Below are 19680 nucleotides of genomic sequence, written 5' to 3' on the forward strand. Positions count from 1 at the left end.
TGGCCTTTTTATTTTGCCTAAATGGCGACAAAGTGGCGACAGCGCTTTTTTGATCGGTTCACCTCTTCTTGTAATGGTAGTGACACGGTCTTCTTGTATGATGCCGCTCTGCCTGACGGCGCACTTCATGCGGCGCCTTTCCCTGGCCATGTTTCGGTGTGCTGTCAGACAGAAACGAGAATGGCCCCACATTATGGGGTCATTCTCGGATCCTGTTATCACTCCTGCGTTCTTCTAGCTGCACGTCGATACTCTTCTTCTCGGTGGTATCGCCGTTGGTGAACGATGCTATGGTCTGGTCGTTTTGGACCATGCACACCTGTATTCCGCTGCGTAGTCTACAGACCAAGGCATTAGCCTGTAATCAGAACCGGTACTCGATATGGAAGGTATGGCTGTCCAGCCCCGGGTTCTTGTCATACATATAGGCGTTGGACATGTGCTCATACTGATAGCCGATCAGCCAATTCTTGGTGATGGCGTAACCGAGGCCAATACCCAGAGCGAACTGAAAGGGGCCGCCGTAATCCTTGTAGCCGTGGCCGAGAGTGCCAAATTGGTACTGATCGAGCCATACCATTTCGCCGGGGAGCCAGGTTACCCAGTTACCCCATTGGCATTCGATACGGGCACCGCCCCCCAGTCTGGCGGTCTCTTCATCTTCTACCTTGAGTGTGCCGCCACGTACCCCCAGTCCAAATTGACAGCCTGAGTCTCCCCAGCGCCAGAACATGTGATGGAACTTGGCGTCGGCAATGTTGATGTCGAGCTTTTCATTGCTGAAGGCCTTGCCAAGCTGCAGTACCACGATATTGTCATTGGCCATTGTAGCCTGACTGGCGAGCAGTGCTGTCAGCAGGCCGATCCTTGATAGAGTGTTAGCGTCCATGCCCCCTCCCGATCCTTGTTGTCATCCTGGTGATCACCCTTCAGGCATAGTCAATTGACGCGGTCCCTGTCAATGCATGGTCCTTAGGTAAAAAATTAAATATTTATGAAAAATCAACTATCTGTGTGGTCTGGCGGGCGTGTCCGCGGGGACATGAAAAAGCCCTTCACCATGGTGAAGGGCTTTTTGTTATCTGACGTTTATCCGCTCGGTTTGGCGTGCAGGCTTAGTAGCCCTGCTGGTGCACGTCCATCACGGCGCGACCGGACGGATCTGCCATCTCCTTGAACTTGGCATCCCACTCCAGCGCTGTGGGGGTGGAGCAGGCGACCGACTTGCCGTAGGGCACGGTACGGGCGGCGGATTCCAGGGGGAAGTGCTCGTCGAAGATGGCGCGGTAGAAGTAGGCCTCCTTGGTGAGCGGGGTGTTGATGGGGAAGCGGAATGCGGCCGCCTCGAACATCTGATCCGTCACTTCCTGCTCCACCATGGCTTTCAGGCTGTCGATCCACGAATAACCTACGCCGTCGGAGAACTGCTCCTTCTGGCGCCACGCTACTTCGTGGGGCAGCAGATCTTCGAACGCTTCGCGCAGGATGTGTTTCTCGATCTTGCCCTTGCCGCACATCTTGTCAGCTGGCTGCAGGCGCATCGCCACGTCCATGAACTCCTTGTCGAGGAAGGGCACGCGACCCTCCACACCCCAAGCGGCCATCGACTTGTTGGCGCGCAGGCAGTCATAGAGGTGCAAAGAGGCGAGCTTGCGCACGTTCTCTTCGTGGAACTCGCGGGCGTTGGGCGCCTTGTGGAAGTAGAGGTAGCCACCGAACAGCTCGTCGGAGCCTTCGCCGGAGAGCACCATCTTGATCCCCATCGCCTTGATGTAGCGGGCCATCAGATACATCGGCGTGGAGGCGCGGATGGTGGTGACATCATAGGTCTCGAGGTGATAGATGACGTCGCGCAGGGCATCCAGACCCTCCTGCACGGTGAAGTGGATCTGGTGGTGGATGGTGCCCAGATGGTCAGCCACCTTGCGGGCGGCGGCGAGATCAGGTGAGCCTTCCAGCCCGACGGCGAAGGAGTGCAGTTGCGGCCACCAGGCTTCGCTCTTGCCATCGTCCTCGATGCGGCGCGCCGCATAGAGCTTGGTGATGGCGGAGATAACGGAGGAGTCCAGCCCGCCGGAGAGCAGCACGCCATAAGGTACGTCGCACATCAACTGGCGTTTGACCGCCGCTTCCAGCGCCGCTTTCAGCTCGGCCTTGTCGCTGACATTGTGCTCGACCGCGCTGTATTCCATCCAGTCGCGTTTGTACCACTGTTTGAGCTCGCCATCCTTGCTCCACAGGTAGTGTCCCGGCGGGAAGGTCTCGACGCTCTTGCAGACCGGTACCAGCGCCTTCATCTCGGAGGCGACATAGAAGTTGCCGTGCTCGTCGCGGCCGGTATAGAGGGGGATGATCCCCATGTGGTCGCGACCAATCAGGTAGGCATCCTGTTCGGCGTCATAGAGGATAAAGGCGAAGATGCCGTTGAGATCGTCGAGAAACGCCGGGCCCTTCTCCTTGTAGAGGGCCAGCAGCACTTCACAGTCAGATTTGGTCTGAAACTGGAAGTCGACCTTGAGGGTTTTCTCCAGCTCTTTGTGGTTGTAGATCTCGCCATTGACCGCCAGCACATGGGTGCGATCGGGGTTGTAGAGCGGCTGGGCACCGTTGCCCGGATCGACGATGGCTAGACGCTCGTGCACCAGAATGGCTTTGTCGGAGCTGTAGACGCCGGACCAGTCAGGCCCGCGGTGACGAAGTCGCTTGGACATCTCCAGCGCCGATTTGCGCAGGGCAACTGCATCGGACTTGATATCCAGAATGCCGAAAATTGAACACATTGGCGGTAATCCTCTTGATTTTTATATGAGCCCCCCACGTTTGGGCTCGAAATTCCATTTACATTCCTCGTCAGACACAATGCCTAGCGGAAAAACCTTTTGCAAGCGGGAAAACCGCAGAAAATCATGCCGTAAGCGTCAAGCAGATCAACAGGATAAGGGTTGTTGCAACGGGGCAGGGTGACGTGAACGTCAAGTCGAGGCGGGTTCGAAGATGACATAGACCTTGCGACAGGGGGTGAGGGTCTCCCACTCGCCGACAAAGCCTGCCGGAATCACGAATTGATCGCCGGGTTTGAGGGCCAGCTGGCCGCCCTGACTGTCATGGATCACCACATCCCCCTCCAGCAGTTGGCAATACTCGTGCTCGGTGTAGTTAATGGCCCAGCGGCCGGGCTCGCAAGCCCAGAAGCCCACGTGAAACTGCTGGCTTGGGTCGGAGTAGTGGTTCCACACCGTTTGCGCCGGGTTGCCCGCTTTAATGCGCTCGGGGGCTGGCATCAGCGGGGTAGGGGCTACCTCGTGGCGGCCCGGCAAAATCCAGTCGTTGAGGGTCTTCATGGTGCCTCCTTGGCTTCGTCAGATAGGAAAGCGGGGCCATCCCGGTCCCGCGTTTGTTCGTTTTATTAAACGAGGTTATGCATAACTTAAACGATGCATCCTCACTTGCCAAGGGCTGCTGGCCGACGACTCAAAGCGGCTGCAAGCGGCGGATCACATGGCGGGCAAAGCCGCTGCCCGCTTCGTTGTAGACGTTGAACACCGCATCCACCCCTTGCTCCTGCAGGGAGGCTATATCATCCTCGAAGCGGACGATGGCGGCGATCTTGCCGTTGAATCCGTGGCTGCGCAGCTTCTCGATGGCGTAGAGATTCCCCGAATGGTGGGGCATCGCCAGCAGTACCAGATTGACCTGATTGGAGAGCAGCACCTTGTCCCAGAAGTCGGTATCGGTGGCATCCCCCTCGATGACGTTCATCCCCTGGGCGCGCAGGGTGGGCAGTTTCTCGCTGTCGTTCTCCACCCCGAGGATGACGTTGCCGTATTTGTTCTCCAGCTCGAAGTAGGCCCCCTGACCGATCCGCCCCATACCGAGGATGATCACTTCGGCATCGCCCAGCTCTATGGGTCTGTCTTCCGGATGGAGGTTGCTCGCCTGCAATCCCCGCAGCCAGTGGCCGATGCGGTGATAAATGCGCTCGCTTTGGGCATTGAGGGGAGCGGAGATCATAAAGCTCGCCGCCAGCGCCAGCGAGACCGCCACCAGCCACTCGTGGGAGAGCCAGCCCGCCTTGGCGGCGATGGCCGCGACAATGAGGCCAAACTCCGAGAAGTTGGTGAGCGCCAGGGTGGAGAGCAGGGCGGTGCGCACCCTCAGGTGGGCACCGCTGTAGACCAGATAGTAGAGCGCGCTTTTCAGTGGCAGAGCCAGCACCAGCGCCAGTGCCAGCAGCATGGTGTCGTGAGTCGGCAGGCCGTTGAGGCCGATGGTGAGAAAAAAGCAGACCAGAAAGAGGTCTTTGAGGTTGAAGAGCGCTTTGGCCAGCCCAGCCGCAGCAGGATGGGAGGCGAGCAGCATGCCGATGATGAGGGCTCCCAGATCCGGCTTGAGGCCAACCACTTCAAAACCGGCGGCTCCGACCACCAGTGCCAGAAAGACCCCGAACAGCACCTGCAGCTCGCCGTGACCGGCCCGCTCCAGCAGCTTGAACAGCAGCGGGCGCAGCAGCGGCAATCCCAGCACCCAGAGTGCCCAGATGCTGGGCCACTTGCCGCTGGAAAACGCCAAAAAGGCCACGGCGAACACATCCTGCATCACCAGCACACCGATGGCGATGCGGGCGTAGAGGGCGTTCATGTCGCTGCGATCTTCCAGCACCTTGACTGCGAAGACGGTGCTGGAGAAGGAGAGGGCGAAACCCAGCAGCAGCGCCAGTTTCCAGTCCAGCGAGAGGGCAAGTTCAAGCCCCAGTCCCTTGCAGACCAGCAGAACTACGGTAAAGAGCAGGGTGGAGAGCAGCAGGTGCAGGCTGGTGGTGCCCCACACATCGCGCCGCATCAGGGTTTTGATATTGAGCTTGAGGCCGATGGTGAACAGCAGCAGGGTGACGCCGAGATCGGCCACCTCGCTCAGGGCGGGGGTATTTTCATATCCCATGCCGTTGAGGATAAAACCGGCGGCCAGGAAGCCGAGCAGGGGGGGCAGGCCAATCAGATTGACTACCATGCCGCAGCCAAAGGCCACGGCGATCAGAATGGGTTCCATAACAGATCCTGCAAGGGCAGGAGAGACCTGCCCTGTTTAACGCTTGGGTGGTGATTAGACGATATCGATGTCGACCACGGAGTCGAAAATATGGTTCGGGCGAAACGGCATACGGTCGATATCGGCGACCTTGCTCACCCCGGAGAGCACCAGCACCGTCTCGAGACCGGCCTGAAAGCCCGCCAGAATGTCGGTGCGCAGGTTGTCGCCGATGATGATGGTGTCGTCGGAGTGGGCCTCCATCCGGTTGAGCGCCGCACGGATGATCCAGGCGCTCGGCTTGCCGACATAGAACGGCTTCTTGCCTGTCATCCGCTCGATGGGGGCGCACAGGGCGCCGCAGGCCGGGTGCATCATGGGACCGTGGGTATCGGGGTTGGTGGCGATAAAGCGGGCCCCCTGATCCACGAACTTGGCCCCCTGTTGCATCATGGTCCAGTTGTAGTTGCGGGTCTCGCCCACTACCACGAAGTCCGGGTCGATATCGGTGATGGTGAAACCGGCCTTGTAGAGCTCGTGGGTCAGCGCCCCTTCACCGATCACATAGGCCTTCTTGCCATCCTGACGCTTGAGGAAGTCGGCGGTGCCCATGGCGGAGGTATAGAAGCACTCCTCCGGCACTTCGATCCCGGCGGAGCGGAAGCGGTTTTGCAGATCTTTCTGGGTCTGGGCCGGGTAGTTGGTGAGGAACAAGAGTTTGCTGCCCTGCTCCAGCAGGCGATGGACGAAACGGTCGGCACCGGGGATGAGATCGTTGTTGTGCAGGATGACACCGTCGATATCGCAGATGACGTTCTTCTTCATGAAAACTCCTTGTCAGGGCGCAGGCGAGCCGCCAATCGTTAAGATGTTCAATCATTTATGATTTTTGTGACGCCATTATAAGTCTGTTTGATGACAAGTCTCCCCTGTCTCGCCACTTCGGTGCACAATAAAGCTGCCGTCGGGTCAGTCTGGTGGAGGGGCTGACGCCGGATCACTTTGCTGATGGAGCCGTCGCTATGGACACCCCGATTTCCAAGTCAGTCACACCCGAACACCTCACCGCCGTGCAATTTATCGCCGGACTGCCGAAACTGGAGCTGCACCTGCATATCGAGGGCAGCCTCGAACCCGAGCTGATGTTTGAGCTGGGCCGCCGCAATAATGTGCCACTGCCCTGGCCCGATGTGGCCAGCGTGCGCGCCGCCTATGACTTTGACTGCCTGCAATCCTTTCTCGACCTCTACTATCGCGGCGCCAGCGTGCTGGTGACTGAGCAGGACTTCTTCGACCTCACCTGGGCCTATCTTGAGCGTTGCGCCGCCGACAAGGTGGTGCATGTGGAGATCTTCTTCGACCCGCAGACCCACACCGCCCGCGGAGTCCCTTTTGCTACTGTGCTGGGCGGTATCGAGCGGGCGTTGCAGAGCGGGGAGAAGGAGTTTGGCATCAGCTGGCGCCTTATCATGAGCTTTTTGCGCCACCTGAGCGAGGATGAAGCGTTCGCTACGTTGGTAGAGGCTATGCCCTTCCTGTCGCGCATTCATGGCATCGGGCTCGACTCGGGGGAGAAGGGCAATCCGCCGACCAAGTTTGCCCGGGTCTTTGCCCGCTGCCGCAAGCTGGGGCTGCCGGTGGTGGCCCACGCAGGTGAAGAGGGGCCCGCCGACTACATCTGGCAGGCGATCAACGAGCTGCACGTTTGCCGTATCGATCACGGAGTGCGCTCGGCAGACGATCCCGAGCTGCTGCGCTATCTGGCCGATACCCGGTTGCCCCTCACCGTCTGCCCCCTCTCCAACACCCGGCTCAAGGTGTTTGGCAATATGGCCCAGCACAATGTGCTGCGGCTGCTGGAGCAGGGGCTCTGCGTCACCATCAACTCCGACGATCCCGCCTACTTCGGCGGCTACATGGGGGCGAACTTTGCGGCGCTGGCCGATGGCCTCGGCGCGACCATGAGCCAGCTCTGCCGCTTGTCGCTCAATGCCGTTGAGGCAAGCTGGCTCTCTTTGGCCGACAAGGCGAGGCTGACCCGGGAGATCCGCAGTTATGCCGCGACTCACGGGGTGATCCTGCACTGAGTCAGGCGCCAATGAAGTCGAGATGAGATGCACTAGATATAAAGAGAGGCCCGCCATCACTGGCGGGCCTCTTTCGTTTCAATGGTCGGTGTGGTTATCAGGGAAGGTCAGCGTTATGCCACTCGCACCAGAAACTTCTCGCCCTGTCCTTCGCGCTTGAAGCGCTCGAGCAGGGTAGGCAGTGACTCAAAGTCGCCGACCACCAGCGGCGGCAGGGTCAGCTCGCCGCTCGCTATCTGCTCCATCATGGCGACCCCGGCGGCGACCAGTCGGCTCCACTGTTTGTCCGAGCCAAAGGCGTGCTGGGCGCCCAGCGCAATCTCGTGCAATGAGTGGCAATGGGTAAAGGCGGGCAACGGATTGTGCGGGATGCGCCCGAGCACAGTCACCATGTGACCGTAGTAGCCAAGGGCGGGCAGCAGGCTCTCTGCCTGTTGGCTCGAGACCAGATCGATGATCCCCTCGAACGGCTCGTTGCCGTTGGCGGCTTGCAAGGTGGCCAGCCAGGCGGGATCCCGATAATCGGCTACGCCCTGCACACCTATCTGTTTGAGCCATTGATGGTGGCGTGGGCTGGCGTTGGCAAAGACCCGCGCTCCTTGCTGGAGGGCGAGCTGCACCGCAAAGCGGCCGACGCTGCTGCCAGCACCTGTGATGAGCAGCGCTTCCCCGTGCAGGCGCGGCAGCTTGGCCAGCGCCTGCCAGGCGGTGAGGCCGGGACAGGGCAAGGTGGCTGCCGCCTCGTCACTCAGGGCATCGGGCACCGGCAGCAGGGCGCGGGCCGGTACCCGGGTGTGGCGGGCAAAGCTGCCGTGGTGGCGCAGGTCGGTGTGATAGGCGACCCGGGCGCCGAGACGCAGATGGCTGACGTTGGCGCCGAGGGCCACGATAGTGCCCATGCCATCGACACCGGGCACCTGACCATCCTGCCAGTTGGAGTGGCCATATTCGATCAGCTTCCAGTCCACCGGGTTGAAAGCGATGACCCGGTTGGCTACCAGTACCTCGTCAGGGGCGAGCGGTGCCAGGGGCAGATCGGCGAGGGTAAGCTGGGTCGGTTCACCGGGGGCATGCCAGCACCAGGCTTGGGTGTGATTCATGATGACTCCTTGTGAAAGCGAGGGGAGAGAACAACGAGATCATTGCAACAGCAAGACAGTGAAACCGCCACTGCCGCGAATGGGCAACAATACGGCAGGCCCCAACCAGTGGGGCCTGCGTCACGTGGCCGGTTGGCCATTCGCAATCAGCAGCTGGTGGTTGCGTCCTCGGCCTGGTAGACGGGGTAGTCGGTCAACCCCTTCTCGCCGCCGCCAAACAGGGTGGCCGGATCGTGGGGGGCCAGCGGATAGCCGTGGCGCAGCCGGTTCGGCAGATCCGGGTTGGCGACGAAGGGGCGGCCAAAGCCAATCATGTCGGCCCAGCCCGCGTCGAGGGCGGCGCGAGCCCGCTCGCCATCATATTTGCCGGCGTAGATCAGGGTGTTGGGGAAGGCATCCCGCAGACCCTGCTTGAAGTTCTCCGGCATCAGGGGGGCATCGTCCCAGTCCGCTTCGGCAATGTGCAGGTAGACCACGTTGAGCTGGCCCAGCAGGCGGGCGGCCGCCAGATAGGTCTCCTGCGGGTTGGCATCGACTGTGCCGTTGAGGGTGGTGAGCGGCGCAAGGCGCACCCCGACCCGGTCAGCCCCGATCTCGCTGCAGACCGCTTCGGTCACCTCTTTGAGGAAGCGCAACCGGTTCTCCAGCGATCCGCCATAACTGTCGGTGCGGGCGTTGGATTCGGAGTCGAGGAACTGGTTGATGAGGTAGCCGTTGGCGGCGTGCAGCTCGATGCCGTCAAAACCGGCGCTGATGGCGTTGCGAGCCGCCTGACGGAACTGCCCCACCACCGCATCGATATCGGCCTGGGTCATGGCGCGCGGGGTGACGGCCTCGACAAAGCCCGGCGCATCGCTGCCGTTATCGACGAACACCTTGACGCCTACTGCGGGCAGGGCTGAAGCGGAGATGGGCTGGGCGCCGCCGATGTTGTCCGGATGGGTGACCCGGCCCACGTGCCAGAGCTGGGCGAAGATGGTGCCCCCCTTGGCATGCACGGCATCGGTCACAAGCTTCCAGCCGGCGATCTGCTCTGCGCTGTAGATGCCCGGCGTCCAGGCGTAGCCCTTGCCCATGGGGTCTATTTGGGTGCCTTCGCTGATGATCAGGCCCGCCTCGGTGCGCTGGGCGTAGTAGCTCGCCATCATGGCGTTGGCCACATCACCCGGCTGACTGGCACGGGAGCGGGTCATGGGGGGCATGACGATGCGGTTGGCAAGGTGTAGCTGGCCAAGGCGCAGCGGGCAGAACAGGTGATCGTGGCTCATCTTGAGTTCCTCATGGTGGAAGTGAGGCCACTCTATGCCGCCATCTTGTTGTGAAAAAGAGGGGTAATTGCACAAGAGAATTGTGCTTGATGCAGCAATCTGCACAAACCGTTAGGAAAGAGGCGTTTAGGCATAAAAAAGAGGGCCGTCTGGCCCTCTTCTGTATTCTGCTGGTGGCAGGCTCAAGCCGTGGCGGGCATCACTTTCACCCGCTCGATGCGCCGCTCGCTCACCTCGATCACCTCGAAGTTGAGCTGCTGCAGTTGCAACTGCTGGCCCGGGGTGGGCAGGGTGCCGAAGTGGGAGAGCAGCATGCCCGCCAGGGTCACGTATTCATCGCTCTCGCTCACCAGCCCCTCGTGCTCCAGCACCTGCTCCACATGGTGAATGTTGGTGCTGCCGTTGATCAGCCACCCTTCACCATCGCGCACGATATCCGGGGTTTCGTCCTCGTCCGGCAGCTCGCCGACGATGGCCTCCAGCAGATCGTGGGTGGTGACCAGACCCTGGATCACGCCAAACTCGTCGGAGACCAGAATCAGGCTCCCCTTGGCTTTGCGCAGCTCCGCCAGTAGGCGGATCACGTTGATGGTCTGCGGCACGATAATGGGATCGTTCTGCTTGGCCAGTTCGCTTAAGGATTGCCCTTCGTTCAAGGCAAACAGCAGATCGCGCGCCTTGACCACTCCGATCACCTCGTCCAGATCCCCGTCACAGATAGGGAACAGGCTGTGGGGCTCGTGCTGCAACAGGGAGCGGATCTCGTCGCTGGAGTCGTTGATATCGATCCAGGCCATCTCCGAGCGCGGGGTCATGATGGTGCGAATGGAGCGCTCGGCCAGCGACAGCACACCGGTCACCATGTAGCGCTCCTCCTCGCCAAAGCTCACCGGCGCTACGGCCGGGGCATCCAGATCGTCATCCGGCTGATCCTGATAGGCCTTGCTCCCCATCAGCTTGAAGATGGCGGCAGTGGTGCGCTCGCGCAGGGGCTGTTTGGATTCGTGACGCATGGCGCTGCGCTGGGCCAGCTGGTTGAAAAACTCGATCAGCACCGAGAAGCCGATGGCCGCGTAGAGGTAGCCCTTCGGAATGTGGAAGCCGAACCCTTCCGCCACCAGGCTGAAGCCGATCATCAGCAGGAAGCTCAGACAGAGCACCACCACGGTGGGGTGGGCGTTGACGAAACGGGTCAGCGGCTTGGAGGCGAGCACCATCACCACCATGGCGATGGTCACGGCGGCCATCATCACGCCCAGGTGTTCCACCATGCCGACGGCGGTGATGATGGAGTCGAGCGAGAAGACCGCATCCAGCACCAGAATTTGGGCGATCACCACGCCGAAGCTGGCGTAGGCGCCGACCGGGCCATCATCCTGGGGTTTGGCTTCCAGCCGCTCGTGCAGCTCGGAGGTGGCCTTGAACAGCAAGAACAGGCCGCCTCCCATCAGGATCAGATCCCGACCGGAGAAGGGGTGATCCCACAGGTGCAAAATCGGGGTGGTCAGGGTGACCAGCCATGACATGACGCTCAGAAGCCCAAGTCGCATCAGCAGGGCCAGCGACAGGCCGATGATGCGCGCCTTGTCCCGTTGGGCGGGGGGCAGTTTTTTCACCAGAATGGCGATAAAGACCAGGTTGTCGATCCCCAGCACGATTTCCAGAATGATCAGGGTAAACAGACCAATCCAGATATGGGGATCCAGCAGCAATTCCATTGTGACGACCTCAATAAAAACAGACAGAGCAAACAGTGATCACGGCGCAAGATGGCCGCAGTAACAGCAAGGCAAAGGTGTTATTCAGAGGCGCTGATGAAGCAGAAAAAGATAGGCTTTGACAGAGAGAGACGAAGGGCAACTTCGGGGATTGTCCATGATGGGCAATAAAACCTCGGGTGAAAAATGAGCCCTGATGATAGCGGCTGGCGCCAATTTGGCAAGCGCAGTGTCAGTGGGACGTGATGGGGTTGTGATGCGACAGGGGGAGGCGGCGGTGCCGCTCTCCCCCGTGCGGTCGTTACAACCAGCGCTTTTCGCGGGTGAAACAGACCGACAGCCAGGCATCCCCCAGAATATCACCGAGGCGAGACCAGAGCTCCTGACGCAAGGCATCCTGACGTTCGACGGGCCACTCCTGACCCGGCGCCACCAGAATGTTCAATTCCAGATCGAAGCGACGACCGCTTTTGGCCAGATGGCTGTAGCACTCGATGCCGTGGCGCTGGCGCAGCGCCTCGATCTCCTGCTCGACTTGCCGTGGCACATCTCCCTTGGGGGCGATCTTCAACACTTCCCGCAGGTTGCGACCGAGCACCTTGATGGGAATGAGAGTGGCGCAGAGGGCCAGCAGCGAGACCAGCACCGGGTCTATGTAGCGGTTGTATTGGCCGTAGCCGATGGCATCGAGGCCAATGGCGACCACAAAGCCAATCAGCAGAGTGGCGCTGAGCAGGGTATCCACCAGCCACTCCTTGGAGTCGACTCGCACCAGCTCGGAGTCTACCTGTTCGGCGACCTGGGCTTCGATGCGATAGATGATGGCGCAGAAGAAGGTGGAGACGGCGGCATAGATAAGGGCGTGGCCGAGATCGATCTCCCGTCCTCCCTCCAGCAGGGTGGTGATGCCGCTATAGAGGGCGCCAAGGCAGAGCAGCAGAATAATGGCGCCATTGATGACGTTGGTGATGGGCTCGAAGTGGGCATAGCCATACTGGAAGCGCGCATCGGAAGGGCGGGTAACGAGATAGGCGGTAACAAGACCGAGGCCCGTCATGCCCATGCTGAACAGGGTGAAGATACCATCGAGCATGATGGCGTTGGAACCGACGAAGAGGCCGTAGCCGATGCCGAAGATGGCAAAGGTGATACAACCGAACAGCGACAGGGTAAGCGCCTGTTTTTCGGTGGTGACCAGCGTACTGATAACATGGCTGTGGTGAGCCATAAAAGTCCTCCTTTCAAATGGTTAATATTGCCAAGCGCAAGCGGTTTTCTAGCTGATATACTGCCCGCTCACATGTGAGCGGACTGGCCTGACTGTCATTGACAGGCGGCTGGCCAGTCGTTGTCGCCGGCGTGCCGGCATCAAGCAAAGGATGGGAACAAGGATTCATGATCCCGAGACTCGATTACCAGGACAGTTTGTCACCCGCAACCCTGCAGTTTCTTGAGTTGCTAGAGCGCAGCGCATTTCGTGGTGATATCGAAAAGTCTTATGCAAGCCGGTTGGCGATGGCGACGGATAACAGCGTCTATCAGGTAGTACCTCAGGCGGTTCTCTATCCGCGCAGTGCGGACGACATAGCAGCAATGCTCAAGCTGGCCGCAGAGCCGGCGTTCGCCTCCTTGAGTTTTTTCCCTCGCGGTGGCGGTACCGGCACCAATGGTCAGTCATTGGGCGGCGGCATTATCGTCGATCTCTCCCGTTATATGAACCAGATCATGGAAATTAATCTGGAGGAGGGGTGGGTGCGCGCCCAGGCCGGGGTGGTGAAAGACCAGCTCAATGCCTATCTCAAGCCTCACGGCTATTTCTTCTCGCCGGATCTCTCCACCTCCAACCGCGCCACCTTAGGGGGCATGATCAACACCGATGCCTCGGGGCAGGGGTCACTGGTCTACGGCAAAACCTCGGATCACGTGCTGGGTCTCAAGGCGGTGCTGGAGAATGGCGATATCATGGCGACCGAGCCGGTCAATGGCTCCCGTCTTGAAGACAAGCTGGCGCTGGAGAATCGCGAAGGGGAGATCTATCGCACCCTCTATCGTATCGGCAAGGAACGCCGCGCCGACATCGAGGCGACCTTCCCCAAGCTCAACCGCTTTTTGACCGGTTACGATCTCAAGCACCTCTATCAACCCGATACCGACACGCTGGATGTGAGCCGGGTGCTGTGCGGATCTGAAGGGTCTCTCGGCTTTATCACCGAAGCCAGACTCAACATCACCCCCATCCCGCGCTACCGCACCCTGGTCAACGTCAAGTACGACAGCTTCCCATCCGCCCTGCGCAATGCCCCCTTTATGGTGCAGGCGCAGGCTCTCTCGGTGGAAACGGTAGACTCCCGGGTGCTCGGGCTGGCCCGCGCCGACATCATCTGGCATTCGGTGAAAGAACTTATTCAGGATGTGCCCGGCAAGGATCTGCAGGGGCTCAACATCGTCGAGTTTGCCGATACCGACGAGGCAGAACACAGGGCCAAGGTGGCGGAGCTGTGCCGCCGTATCGACGAGCTGCTGGCCAAGGGCGAGGCAGGGATCATCGGCTATCAGGTGTGTGACCACTTGCCGAGCATCGAGACCATCTACACCATGCGCAAGAAGTCGGTGGGGCTGCTGGGCAACGCCGAAGGGCGCAAGAAGCCGGTGGCCTTCACTGAAGACACCGCCGTGCCGCCAGAGTCACTGGCCGATTTCATCATGGAGTTTCGCGCCCTGCTGGATGCCCACGGCCTCGACTACGGCATGTTTGGCCACGTCGATGCCGGTGTGCTGCACGTGCGCCCGGCGCTGGATTTGTGCGATCCCGAGCAGGAGGTGCTGCTGCGCCGCATCTCCGATCAGGTGGTGGCGCTCACCGCCAAATATGGCGGTCTGATGTGGGGCGAGCATGGCAAGGGCTTTCGCTCCGAGTACAGCCCCGCCTTCTTTGGCGAGCTGTGGGAAGAGCTGCAGCGGGTCAAGGGGGCGTTCGACCCGGCCAACCGCATCAACCCGGGCAAGATCTGTATCCCCTACGGTAGCGGCGCCGAGCTGGTGTCGGTGGATGGCCCCAAGCGTGGCAAGTATGACCGCCAGATCCCGCTCGCGGTGCGCACCAGCTACACCCGCGCCATGGATTGCAACGGCAACGGCCTCTGTTTCACCTTCGAGACCGACTCCCCCATGTGCCCCTCGGTCAAGATCAGCCGTGACCGCCGCCACTCCCCCAAGGGGCGGGCGGGCCTGATGCGTGAATGGTTGCGTCAGCTGGCGGAGCAGGGCTTCGATCCGCTGGCGGAAGAGGTGGCACTGCAATCCGGTGGCGTGCGCTTCAAACAGCTGGTGGACAAGGTGCGCAACAGCTGGGCCAAACAGCGCGGCGAGTATGATTTCTCCCACGAGGTGATGGAGGCGATGGCTGGCTGTCTGGCCTGCAAGGCGTGCACCAGCCAGTGCCCGATCAAGGTGGATGTGCCAGATTTTCGCGCCCGCTTTATGCAGCTTTATCACGGTCGCTACCTGCGCGCCCCCAAGGATTACTTCGTCGGCACGGTGGAGAGCTATGCGCCGCTGCTTGCCAAGGCGCCGAAGCTGGTCAACTTCTTCCTCGAAAAAGAGTGGGCCCAGAAGGCGACCGAGAAGAGTATCGGCATGGTGGATGTGCCGCTGCTCTCGGTGCCGACCCTGGCCGAGAGCCTGCACGACAACCGTGCCCGCTATTTTGATCTGCCGGGACTGGAGCGCATGAGCGCCGAGCAGCGCAAGCAGGTAGTGCTAATCGTGCAGGACCCCTTCACCAGTTATTACGACGCCCCCGTGGTGCGCGACCTGGTGAAACTCGCCAGCAAGCTCGGCTTTCAGCCCTACCTGCTGCCTTTTAAACCCAACGGTAAGCCCCAGCATATCAAGGGGTTCCTGCGTGCCTTTGCCCGCACTGCAGCCAACAGCGCCCAGTTCCTCAATAAGGTAGCGGCGCTTGGCATTCCCATGGTGGGGGTGGATCCGGCCATGGTGCTCTGTTATCGCGACGAGTATGCCAAAACGCTGGGGTCGGCTCGTGGCGATTTTCAGGTGTTGTTGCCGCAGGAGTGGCTGCTCTCGCTGCCGGCAGATCAACTGCCTGCTAGTGCCAACAAGGCAAAGAGCGAGGAGGGGAGCGAGCCCTGGTATCTCTTTGCCCACTGCACCGAGAAGACCGCCAAGCCCTCGACCCACGGCGACTGGAGTACCCTGTTTGGCCGCTTCGGGGCCAGTTTGCAGCCGGTCTCTGTGGGTTGTTGTGGCATGGCTGGCACCTATGGTCACGATGTCAAACAGGTGGAGAACTCCAAGGGCATCTATGGGTTGAGCTGGGCCGACCCGCTCGCCCGTCTACCCAAAACGCGTTGTCTGGCAACTGGCTATTCGTGCCGTAGTCAGGTCAAGCGGATGGAGGGGGAAAAGCTCAAACATCCATTGCAAGCCCTGCTGGAGCTGCTCTGATGCTGACGTTTCCCAAGCGGTTTCGGGTGCCGAAGGCCTATCGGCACCCGCGTTTCTTGCTGTTACCCGCCACTCCCGCTCAGGCGGTAGTGGAGTTTGTCGCCATGTTGCGCGAGCGTGAGCAGCTTCATCAGCTGTTTCGCCCGAACGATCTCTGGCCCTCGGCCAATTTCAGCCTGAGCCAGCACGAAGGAGACCTGGAGTGGCAGCAGTCGGAGTTTCTGGCCAAGCGCTCGTTCGCCTATAGCCTCTGGAGCCCGGATCGGGAGCCGCAATTTTGGGGTGGGGTTTATCTCTACCCCTCGGTGTTGCCTGAGGTAGCGGTGGAGCTCTTCTTCTGGAAGGTGGCCGAGGCGCCCATCACGGATGAGGAGCTGGAGATTCAGCTGCGCGACTGGCTCGCCAGGGTGTGGCAGTGGCCAGAACCCCGCTTGCCGGGGCGAGATGTGCCTTGGTCCGAGTGGCCCGGCGTTACCTACCCCTGGTGATATCCCGCTTAAGGGCATGATTGTGTAACACGCAGCTCCGGGTCGGGGCTGCGTTGTTACCACGTCACCCGGTAACCAACAACTCACATAACCGAACCATTTTGCCGATGGAGGGCGTTTCACTCGTATCGGTACGCATTCATCGCTTACATAAGGAGTCTGCTCGCAATGAGTCACGATATTGCGCCCATCTGGCGTAAACCCATGAGTCTGGAGGGGCTCAACGCCACCTCTCGCAACACCCTGATGGCCCATCTCGATATCGTCTACACCGACTTTGGCCCAGACTGGCTGGAAGCGACCATGCCGGTGGATCATCGCACTCACCAGCCCCTTGGCATGCTGCACGGTGGCGCATCCGTGGTGCTGGCGGAAACCTTGGGATCGATTGCCGCCAATATGGCTGTCGGGCCAGATAGCTACTGTGTGGGGCTGGAGGTGAATGCCAACCATCTGCGAGCCAAGCGGGAAGGGGTGGTGACAGGGCGTTGTGAGCCGCTCCATCTGGGAGCAACGACCCAGGTGTGGCAGATTGAAATTCGGGACGAACGTGAGCGTTTATTATGCACCAGCCGACTGACCATGGCGGTGCTCAAACACAAGCGGGGCAAGGACTCCAGCGAGGAGTGATCTGCAATAACGCACTATGAGTGCAAAATAAGCAAGCCATACTCGTCAGATCCCTCTATAATTGCCAACGTCTTGAGAGGCTTATCACATTTTTCAAGACAGCAGAACAAAGTGGCGCTATAATCGCCGCCTTTTTGCTATTCCGCGGTGTTAGCCGCCTGCCTTAATCTGGAAGAATCTATGTCTGATACCGAACAACTGCCCCTTTTTAGTGAGCTTGGACTGGCCGCGCCTGTATTGAAAGCGCTGCAGGACGTGGGCTATGAGCGCCCGTCACCGATCCAGGCCGCAGCAATTCCCCACCTGATGGCGGGACACGATCTGCTGGGGCAGGCGCAAACCGGTACAGGGAAGACCGCTGCTTTTGCCTTGCCTCTGTTGTCTCGTCTGGAAGCTGGTAACCGCAACACCCAGATCCTGGTGCTGGCGCCTACCCGCGAACTGGCGCTGCAAGTGGCTGAAGCGTGCCAACGCTACGCCCACCACATGCCTGATTTCCACGTACTGCCCATCTACGGCGGTGCCTCCTACGAAACCCAGACCCGCGCCCTGCGTCGCGGTGCTCAGGTTGTCGTCGGTACTCCGGGCCGCGTGATGGACTTGATCCGTCGCAAGAACCTGGACCTCTCCGGCCTGAAAGCTCTGGTACTGGACGAAGCTGATGAAATGCTGCGTATGGGCTTCATCGACGACGTTGACTGGATCATGGAGCAGTGCCCGAGCACTCGTCAGGTTGCCCTGTTCTCTGCCACCATGCCGGAGCAGATCCGTCGTGTGGCCCAGAAGCACCTGAAGCAGCCCAAAGAGATCAAGATTGCCTCCAAGACTGCTACCGCTACCACTATTCGCCAGCGCTACTGGCAGGTAACCGGTCTGCACAAGCTGGACGCCATGACCCGTCTGCTGGAAGTGGAATCCTACGAAGCCCTGCTGGTATTCGTACGTACCAAGAACGCCGCCGAAGAGCTGGCTGGCAAGCTGGCCGCCCGTGGTCACGCCTGTGAAGCGCTGCACGGCGACATCCCGCAGAAATTGCGTGAGCGTACCGTAGACAAGCTGCGTCAGGGCCAGCTGGACATCCTGATCGCCACCGACGTTGTTGCCCGTGGTCTGGACGTTGAGCGCATCACTCACGTAGTGAACTACGACATTCCGTACGACACCGAATCTTACGTACACCGTATTGGCCGTACCGGTCGTGCCGGTCGTAAAGGCGAAGCCATCCTGTTCGTCGCTCCCCGCGAGCGTCGTATGCTGCGCGCCATCGAGCACGCAACCCGTCAGGCCATCGAGCCGATGAAGATGCCGAGCACCGAGGACATCAACCAGCATCGTCTGGCCAAGTTCAAAGAGCGCATCCGCGAAACCATGATGGGTGAAGAGCTCGAGATCTACCACAACCTGGTCAACGAGCTGATCGAAGAAGATTCTGCCGATCCGCTGGAGCTGGCTGCTGCACTGGCCAAGCTGGTACAGGGTGACCAACCGCTGCTGCTGGATGATTCCATTCCGGATCCGCTGTTCAACAACAGCAACGATCGTGGTGGCTTCGAGCGCCGTGACTTCAACGACCGTGGTGGTCGTGACTTCGGTGACCGTGGCGATCGTCCTGCCCGTCGCATGCCGTCCCTGGAGCCGCGTCCGCTGAAAGACAACCCGGACGTGGAGATGGAGCGCTATCGCGTAGACGTGGGTGCCCATCACGGTGTCAAGCCGGGCCAGATCGTAGGCGCCATCGCCAACGAAGCGAACATCGAGAGCCGCTTCATCGGCAACATCGACATCGCCGATGACTTCTCCACCGTCGATCTGCCGAAAGGCATGACCGCCGATGTACTGGAAGTGATCAAGAAAGCCCGTGTTTGCCAGCGTCCGCTGCAAATCACCCGCTACACCGAAGTGCCGGCCGGTGGCAACACCAGCAGCCGTCCGCCCCGTGGCGATCGTCCGTTCCGTGGCGACCGTCCTTTCAACAAGGATCGCCGTCCCCAGGGTGACCGTCCGTTCAACAAGAGCGGGGAGCGCCGTGAAGGTGGCTTCAACAAAGATCGCAAATTCGGTGGCAAGCGTCGCGAAAGCTGATTGCTGATCCCGTTATGAAGAAGGCCGCTCATTGAGCGGCCTTTTTTGTATCTGCGATAGGGACTGCACCGTCAGTTTGCCTGTGTGGGGGTCATATATCTGTTCCATAACCCAGGTCGTGAGCCAAAGGGACATGAATATTTTCCGATGCAGTTGTGACATTCGGAGCCAGGATGCCATGCTTTTGGTGGCATTCGGGTACAGCCTGATGCTGGTTGCCTGTTGTGGTGAGCTGGTTGCAGCAACATTGTTTTGCATTGTGACTCTGCCGTTGTCATGTGGGTGGGCTGAGTGAAACCAATAAAACAAACAGTACGATACGGAGGTCTATCATGGGTGGATGGCTTGGCAGGATGCTGCTGTTATCCGGCTGTCTCGTTTCTGGCATGGTGTTGGCTGATGATCCCTTCCTCAAGATCAAGGGAAATGGCTGTTGCAATGGTAAAGGGGAGGTCGTGTTGACCCGGGCCGAGTTTGAGGCCTTACCTCAGACAGAGGTCAAGACCCAGACCCCCTGGACCGAGGGGGATCACACCTATCGTGGCGTGCTGCTGCGAGATCTGGTCAAGATGTATGGTCTCAAGAGTGGGGAGGTCAAGGCGGTTGCCATCAATGACTACTGGGCGGCGGTGCCGCTGGAAGATGGAGATAAATATGCGGTACTGCTGGCCGAGAAGCAGGATGGCAAGGCGTTGACCCTGCGCAACAAGGGGCCGCTCTGGATCATCTATCCCCTCTCTGATCACCCGGAGCTGAACAAGGAGCTCTATCACAGCCGGATGGTGTGGCAACTGACGGCGATTGAGAGCAAATAA

15 protein-coding genes are annotated in these 19680 nt (G+C 60.0%); 6 read left to right on the plus strand and 9 right to left on the minus strand.

All coding sequences use genetic code 11. From position 1 onward, the window contains the following. Positions 1–364: 364 nt before the first annotated feature. The 5 genes from A9G06_RS09255 to A9G06_RS09275 form a co-directional block, all read right to left on the minus strand. Positions 365–889: an acyloxyacyl hydrolase gene (locus tag A9G06_RS09255; RefSeq protein WP_069555030.1), complete on the minus strand. Its 525-nt coding sequence runs from the start codon at positions 887–889 to the stop codon at positions 365–367. Between the two features lie 226 nt (positions 890–1115). Then, positions 1116–2780, minus strand: coding sequence for an asparagine synthase B (gene asnB / locus A9G06_RS09260; RefSeq protein ID WP_069555031.1), 1665 nt, complete (start codon positions 2778–2780; stop codon positions 1116–1118). A gap of 192 nt (positions 2781–2972) precedes the next feature. Further along, entirely contained in the window at positions 2973–3341 is a 369-nt protein-coding gene (locus A9G06_RS09265; RefSeq protein ID WP_069555032.1) for a cupin domain-containing protein, read from the minus strand. 130 nt (positions 3342–3471) lie between these two features. Beyond that, positions 3472–5046, minus strand: coding sequence for a cation:proton antiporter family protein (locus tag A9G06_RS09270; protein ID WP_069555033.1), 1575 nt, complete (start codon positions 5044–5046; stop codon positions 3472–3474). Positions 5047–5100: 54 nt separating this feature from the next. Next, complete coding sequence (locus A9G06_RS09275) at positions 5101–5850, minus strand: HAD-IIA family hydrolase (RefSeq protein WP_005337281.1); 750 nt, start codon at positions 5848–5850, stop codon at positions 5101–5103. Positions 5851–6047: 197 nt separating this feature from the next. Here A9G06_RS09275 and A9G06_RS09280 point away from each other — a divergent pair, with 197 nt between their 5' ends. After that, the gene (locus A9G06_RS09280) at positions 6048–7112 is read left to right on the plus strand and encodes an adenosine deaminase (protein ID WP_069555034.1); all 1065 of its coding nucleotides are present in this window, start codon (positions 6048–6050) and stop codon (positions 7110–7112) included. Positions 7113–7225: 113 nt separating this feature from the next. Here A9G06_RS09280 and A9G06_RS09285 read toward each other — a convergent pair whose 3' ends face one another. The 4 genes from A9G06_RS09285 to A9G06_RS09300 form a co-directional block, all read right to left on the minus strand. Beyond that, positions 7226–8212: a zinc-binding dehydrogenase gene (locus tag A9G06_RS09285; protein WP_069555035.1), complete on the minus strand. Its 987-nt coding sequence runs from the start codon at positions 8210–8212 to the stop codon at positions 7226–7228. A 146-nt stretch (positions 8213–8358) separates the two neighbouring features. Then, on the minus strand, positions 8359–9480 hold the full coding sequence (locus A9G06_RS09290) for an alkene reductase (RefSeq protein WP_069555036.1): 1122 nt from the start codon (positions 9478–9480) through the stop codon (positions 8359–8361). Positions 9481–9662: 182 nt separating this feature from the next. Next, positions 9663–11198 (minus strand): TerC family protein, encoded by a 1536-nt coding sequence (locus tag A9G06_RS09295; RefSeq protein WP_069555037.1) that lies wholly within the window; start codon positions 11196–11198, stop codon positions 9663–9665. Between the two features lie 301 nt (positions 11199–11499). Beyond that, complete coding sequence (locus A9G06_RS09300) at positions 11500–12426, minus strand: cation diffusion facilitator family transporter (protein ID WP_069555038.1); 927 nt, start codon at positions 12424–12426, stop codon at positions 11500–11502. A 167-nt stretch (positions 12427–12593) separates the two neighbouring features. On the opposite strand from A9G06_RS09300, the gene A9G06_RS09305 reads away from it, so the two are divergent. The 5 genes from A9G06_RS09305 (at position 12594) to A9G06_RS09325 (ending at position 19680) form a co-directional block, all read left to right on the plus strand. After that, positions 12594–15665, plus strand: a complete 3072-nt coding sequence (locus A9G06_RS09305; RefSeq protein ID WP_069555039.1) for an FAD-binding and (Fe-S)-binding domain-containing protein — start codon at positions 12594–12596, stop codon at positions 15663–15665. Next, entirely contained in the window at positions 15665–16153 is a 489-nt protein-coding gene (locus A9G06_RS09310; protein WP_069555040.1) for a hypothetical protein, read from the plus strand. The genes A9G06_RS09305 and A9G06_RS09310 overlap by 1 nt, the downstream gene beginning before the upstream one ends. A 168-nt stretch (positions 16154–16321) precedes the next feature. Beyond that, positions 16322–16783 (plus strand): hotdog fold thioesterase, encoded by a 462-nt coding sequence (locus A9G06_RS09315; RefSeq protein WP_069555041.1) that lies wholly within the window; start codon positions 16322–16324, stop codon positions 16781–16783. A gap of 180 nt (positions 16784–16963) precedes the next feature. Next, positions 16964–18865: a DEAD/DEAH box helicase gene (locus tag A9G06_RS09320; protein WP_047438936.1), complete on the plus strand. Its 1902-nt coding sequence runs from the start codon at positions 16964–16966 to the stop codon at positions 18863–18865. A 332-nt stretch (positions 18866–19197) separates the two neighbouring features. After that, positions 19198–19680, plus strand: a complete 483-nt coding sequence (locus tag A9G06_RS09325) for a molybdopterin-dependent oxidoreductase (protein ID WP_069555042.1) — start codon at positions 19198–19200, stop codon at positions 19678–19680.

This window comes from Aeromonas sp. DNP9 (assembly GCF_001728955.1).
Taxonomy (GTDB): domain Bacteria; phylum Pseudomonadota; class Gammaproteobacteria; order Enterobacterales; family Aeromonadaceae; genus Aeromonas; species Aeromonas veronii.